Origin of the sequence: Prosthecobacter sp. (genome assembly GCF_044373815.1) — a bacterium.
Taxonomy (GTDB): domain Bacteria; phylum Verrucomicrobiota; class Verrucomicrobiia; order Verrucomicrobiales; family Verrucomicrobiaceae; genus Prosthecobacter.
Window position 1 is genome coordinate 1 of sequence record NZ_JBIPNG010000511.1, and the last position, 4,464, is coordinate 4,464.

Genomic DNA, 4,464 nt, shown 5'->3' on the forward strand with positions numbered 1-4,464 from the left:
GTCGTGCGGTTCGCTCATGGGAGTGTGTTCGGCGGGCATCACGTCTGACATTCCCCCATCTTGGGGAATTTTTTCACAGAAGGCGAGATTCATCGTAAGCCCGCGACTCAAGCACCCTTTTTCCAATCAGCTCAAACCACGGAATACACGGAATCAGATCCAGCCTCTGATTTCCATGCATTCCGTGGCATGCATCAAAGCTGCTAAAAAATACGGGGGGTAAAAAATGCCTGAATCCAAAATTCAGAAACATCTTTTACCCCCCATCTTTTACCAGCCTGCATGGTTCTGCCCAGTCAGGACAGCCCGCACTACTTCAGCTTCGCCGCAATCTCCCGGAACGCCTTCGAAGACGCCGATTTCTCCGCATCCTCCAGCGCAATCGGGTGCCCCTCGTCGCCGCACTCACGCACGTGCATCTCGATCGGGATCTGCCCCAGCAGCGGCACGCCCAGGCGCTTCGCCTCATGCTCACCGCCGCCCTTGCCAAAGATGTGGTACACCTGCCCGTCGCTCGGGCACAGGAAGTAGCTCATGTTTTCGATGATCCCCAGGATCGGCACATTCACCTTCTGAAACATCCCCACCGCCTTGCGCGCATCGATCAGCGCCACCTCCTGCGGCGTCGTCACGATCACCGCTCCGTCCAGCGACACCGTCTGCACGATCGTCAGTTGGATGTCCCCCGTGCCCGGCGGCAGATCCAGCACCAGCACATCCAGATTATCCCACGCCACCTGCCGCAGAAACTGCTGCGTGTATCGCGTCGCGATCGGTCCGCGCACGATCACCGGCGAGCCATCATCCAGCAAAAATCCCATCGAGATCAGCTGCACGCCATACTTCTCAACCGGCACGATCTGCTGCTCATCATTCTGATACGGCCTCTCATCTGTACCAAACATGTGCGGAATGCTCGGCCCGTACAAATCGCAGTCACACAGGCCCACGCGCAGCCCGCTCTTGCTCATCGCGATCGCCAGATTCGAGGCCACCGTGCTCTTGCCCACGCCGCCCTTGCCGGAGGCGATGGCGATCACTTTCTTGACTCCGGGGATGCTCGACTTGCCCAGCTTCTCAGACGCCGTCACGCCCGCTCCCGGCGGGTCCTTGATGTCAAAATTCAGCTTCACCTCGCCGATCCCCGCCAGCTTGTTCAGCACGTCCATCGCCTGCTCATGGATCAGCCGTGGGATGTTCGAGTCACGCGTCGCCACCGAGATGTCGATGGTCACATTCTTCCCCTCAATCTGAATGCCCTTCACCAGGCCAAACGAAATGATGTCACGGCTGAATCCAGGGTAGCGGACGTTGCCAAGGGCGGTGCGGATGTCTTGTTCGGTGGGCATGGGGGTTGGGATACGTCTCAACTAGCGCGAGAAGTCAAAAGTGAAACGATTTTTATCCTCCTCTTCCTCTTACCCCGCCTCTTCATCCTCGTTCTCGTTCTCGATCCTGCCGCCCCGCCACACCCCAAGACATGCGCGCCAAGCCAGGTACGTATTGTAGTCCCGGCTTTAGCCGGTCTTCGCGCTACCCAGAGCCAGATACCTCGCCCTCGATCCTATCGCTCCGCTAGGCACTCACCACCGCAGACCCAAAGAGGCACAGAGTCTCAATTCTTCGTTTGTAGTTCGGGGTTCGCTTCGCGGCTACGCAGCAGCCCGTTCCGGATTTCCCCCTCCGCCTCTCCCCTTCCCCCACAAAAAAAACGCCGCCTGTTTCCAGGCGGCGTTCGTGGAGAAATGTCTCGGCAGCCAATTAAGGCTTCGGCACTTCGGAGATCGTCTTGAGAATGCGGCTGGCGATCGCGTATGGATTGCCCTGGCTGTTCGGACGGCGGTCTTCCAGGTAGCCCTTCCAGTCGTTTTTCTTGAAGCTGTGCGGGACGCGGACGGACGCGCCACGGTCAGCAATGCCCCAGGAGAACTGGTCGATGGACTGCGTCTCATGCAGACCGGTCAGGCGCATGTGATTGTCAGGGCCATACACGGCGATGTGCTCAGCGCAGTTCTTCTCGAACTGGGCCATGAGGGCGAGGAAATAAGGCTCGCCGCCGGTTTCACGCATGTACTTCGTGGAGAAGTTGGCGTGCATGCCGGAACCGTTCCAGTCCGTGGCTCCGAGGGGTTTGCAATGGTACTCGACGTCCACGCAATACTTTTCACACAGACGCTGCAGGATGTAGCGGGCCACCCAGACTTGGTCAGCGCAGGTCTTGGAGCCTTTGCCGAAGATCTGGAATTCCCACTGGCCCTTCGCCACTTCGGCGTTGATGCCTTCGTGGTTGATGCCAGCGTCAAGGCAGAGGTCAAGGTGCTCCTCGACGATCTGACGTGCGATGTCGCCCACGTTCGTGTAACCGACGCCCGTGTAGTAAGGACCCTGCGGGGCAGGATAGCCGTTCTCAGGGAAGCCCAGTGGGCGGCCGTCCTGATACAGGAAGTATTCCTGCTCAAAGCCGAACCAGGCGTCCGGATCGTCAAGAATCGTGGCGCGCTCGTTGGAGGCGTGGGGGGTGCCGTCGGCATTGTAGACTTCGCACATGACGAGCACGCCGTTCTTGCGGCTGCTGTCCGGGAACACCGCCACAGGCTTCAGCACGCAGTCAGAGCTGCCGCCAGGGGCCTGTTGGGTGGAGGAGCCGTCAAAGCCCCAGTCTGGCAGTTCTTCCAGCTTCGGGAAGCTGGCGAACTCCTTGATCTGAGTTTTGCCACGAAGGTTGCGGACAGGCTGATAACCGTCCAGCCAGAGATATTCGAGTTTGTATTTGGCCATGGTTGAATGTGTGGATTGAGTCTTGCCTAAGGCCTTTGGAAACCTTTCCTCCAGCAGCAGCACCGTTGAAATGAGCATGTTCTATGCCACACGCGAGATGTTTTTTCAACTTTTTGCACTCATTCCGCTTCCTCAGGACCTCCGAAACATCAGCAAACCCCCACCATTTCCCCACCCCTCATTTCTTGATCTCAGGCCCTCCACCATCAACCACCTCCAATAGCCCTCCTCCGCCCACTCTCGCCACTTTTTTGCTCCTTTTTTTGCGCCTCTTTGCGGCCACCCCTCCGGCTCCCCCTCCGTTGCCCCTTTTACCATTGCACATCCCGCCCACCAGCAGGAAGGTATCACCGCAAACACCCCATGAAAGAAGCCAAAAACACCGCCCGCGCCATCGTGCACATCGGCTATGACGGCAAGGTGTACAAACAGTTCAAAGGGCACAACGCCCGCGACCGCTTCGACAACGAAGTCCGCGTCCTCAAACTCCTCGAAGAACGCGGCTGCGACTACGTCCCCCGCCTTCTCGAATCCGACCCCGCAGAGCTCAAAATCGTCACCACCAACTGCGGCTCCATCGTCACCCACATCAGCGACAAGCGCATCAAGGAACTCTTCGGCGACCTCGAGCGCAACTACGGCGTCCGCCATGACGACGCCTTCGCCCGCAACATCACCTACCGCAACTCCGACGGCAGGTTTTGCCTCATCGATTTCGAGCTCGCAACCATCCTCGACGAGCCGCCGAAGCCTGCAGCATGAGCGATCCCAACCCCAACCAACCCACCACCCACCTCCGCTGGTCCGGCATGACCCACCCCGGACGTGTCCGCACCAACAACGAAGACACCTTCCTGTGCCTCAATTTTGACGCCCACGAAGTCCGCTACCTCGGCAAAGTCGGCGAAGCCAGCCTCGACAGCGGCGACTTCGTCTTCGCCGTCAGCGATGGCATGGGCGGCGCCAAGTCCGGCGAATTCGCCAGCAAGATCGCCGCCGAAAAAATCACCCAGCTCCTCCCCCGCAGCTTCAAGCAGTCCGCCCAGCACTTCTCCATCGGCCACGGCGACGTCCTCCAGGAACTCATCAGCCGCATCCACGCCGAGCTCAGCAAACTCGGCCGCTACTACGAAGAATGCCGTGGCATGGGCGCCACCCTCAGCCTCGGCTGGTTCACCCCCGGCTGGCTCCACTTCGCCCACGTCGGCGACAGCCGCATCTACTACCTCCCCAAAGCCGGCCCCCTCAAGCAGCTCACGCATGATCACAGCTACGTCGGCTGGCTCCGCCGCAAAGGCGAGCTCAATGAGCGCCAGGCACGCACCCACCCCCGCAAGAGCGTCCTCATGCAAGTCCTCGGCGCCGGACGCCAGAACATCGATCCCCACATCGGCTCCGTCGGCTGCGAGCCCGGTGATCGCTTCCTCTTCTGCACCGACGGCGTCATCGACGGCATCTGGGACCACCGCATCGCCGACATGCTCGCCAAAGACGACGCCAAAACCATCGTCGAATACGCCGTCGCCGAATCCGGCAAAGACAACGCCAGCGCCGTCGTCGTCGAAATGCTCTGACCCCGCTTCCCCCGGTGAGGCTGGTTTAAAGTACTCGCGAGCTTCAGCTCGCTGCTTGGGGGTTTGTCTTCCCCCCGGCTTGGGATGGCTAAACTGGATGGAAGTGGCGAAC

General features: G+C 59.8%; 4 protein-coding genes. 2 read left to right on the forward strand and 2 right to left on the reverse strand.

All coding sequences use genetic code 11. The features are described 5' to 3' along the window. Positions 1-311: 311 nt before the first annotated feature. Both ACIREA_RS27185 and ACIREA_RS27190 read right to left on the reverse strand, forming a co-directional pair. The gene (locus tag ACIREA_RS27185; RefSeq protein WP_397385461.1) at positions 312-1,349 is read right to left on the reverse strand and encodes a P-loop NTPase; all 1,038 of its coding nucleotides are present in this window, start codon (positions 1,347-1,349) and stop codon (positions 312-314) included. Positions 1,350-1,761: 412 nt separating this feature from the next. Continuing rightward, complete coding sequence (locus tag ACIREA_RS27190) at positions 1,762-2,778, reverse strand: glutamine synthetase beta-grasp domain-containing protein (protein WP_397385462.1); 1,017 nt, start codon at positions 2,776-2,778, stop codon at positions 1,762-1,764. Positions 2,779-3,141: 363 nt separating this feature from the next. On the opposite strand from ACIREA_RS27190, the gene ACIREA_RS27195 reads away from it, so the two are divergent. Further along, a complete protein-coding gene (locus ACIREA_RS27195) occupies positions 3,142-3,540 on the forward strand; it encodes a serine/threonine protein phosphatase (protein ID WP_397385463.1) in 399 nt (132 codons plus the stop codon). Continuing rightward, positions 3,537-4,352, forward strand: a complete 816-nt coding sequence (locus ACIREA_RS27200) for a PP2C family protein-serine/threonine phosphatase (RefSeq protein WP_397385464.1) — start codon at positions 3,537-3,539, stop codon at positions 4,350-4,352. Before ACIREA_RS27195 ends, ACIREA_RS27200 begins: the two co-directional genes overlap by 4 nt. Positions 4,353-4,464 lie beyond the last annotated feature (112 nt).

Coding starts and splice junctions, on each gene's coding strand:
- ACIREA_RS27200 (WP_397385464.1), top strand. CDS start 3,537: ATGAGCGATCCCAACCCCAACCAACCCACCACCCACCTCCGCTGGTCC.
- ACIREA_RS27190 (WP_397385462.1), bottom strand. CDS start 2,778: ATGGCCAAATACAAACTCGAATATCTCTGGCTGGACGGTTATCAGCCT.
- ACIREA_RS27185 (WP_397385461.1), bottom strand. CDS start 1,349: ATGCCCACCGAACAAGACATCCGCACCGCCCTTGGCAACGTCCGCTAC.
- ACIREA_RS27195 (WP_397385463.1), top strand. CDS start 3,142: ATGAAAGAAGCCAAAAACACCGCCCGCGCCATCGTGCACATCGGCTAT.